Source organism: Psychrobacter sp. 1Y4, assembly GCF_051847555.1.
In genome coordinates, this window is the sequence record NZ_JBPYDE010000611.1 from 1 (window position 1) to 679 (window position 679).

At 40.8% G+C, this 679-nt stretch carries 2 protein-coding genes; both read right to left on the reverse strand.

Going from position 1 to position 679, the window contains the following annotated elements; translation table 11 throughout:
* Positions 1-357: NAD(P)-dependent oxidoreductase (locus ACS8FC_RS17880; protein WP_439297782.1), on the reverse strand; the 357-nt coding region annotated here is incomplete at its 3' end.
* Positions 350-679 (reverse strand): Crp/Fnr family transcriptional regulator (locus ACS8FC_RS17885; protein ID WP_439297781.1); only part of this gene is annotated, 330 nt, incomplete at its 5' end. The genes ACS8FC_RS17885 and ACS8FC_RS17880, both read right to left, overlap by 8 nt.

Here is a 679-nt window from a genome sequence, read left to right on the forward strand (position 1 = left end):
GTGTATTTTATTTTCTGTTAATGACGCTAGTATGCCTTCTTCACCGTGGCACAAGTCAAGCACTGACTTATCATCTAATAAACTCGAAAAAATAACATCTGTCTGTGCCACTAGCTCTTTAATAGAGGAGGCAACTTTCGCGCCTTTTTCTGCAAAAGGCTGTGTTTTTGCTAGCGTGCGGTTATAAACGGTCAAATCATACCCAGCTCTCTGAATATTGGCACATATTCCTGAGCCCATTTTGCCAAGTCCAATAAACCCGACTCTGATTGTTTTCTTATACATATTGTCCACCTTTGATTGAATGTTTTCAGTATGGACAATTTTACAGTCTGCTCGATTTGCCGCCTTAACAATTGTTAATAGAAAGGCTAGTTTTTGATCTAATACGGCTTAAAGAAACAGGAGTGATGCCTAAGTATGCAGCGATGTAGTGATGGGGTACTTTTTCAAATATCTCGGGTTGTGTTGAGACCAGCTCTTCATAGCGCTGCTGCGGCTTGTTTTTTATGCGCGAAATAAAAAGTTTTTGATAGTGATACATACGCTCAGCGATATAGTCGTCTATCGCCTGTTTTATGTTTGCGTTCTCAGCAAGCAGTTGCAATAGCTCATGTTGCGTGATGACTCTCAACCGCACAGCCGTAATCGATTCAATATTGTACAAAGCAGGATAGCC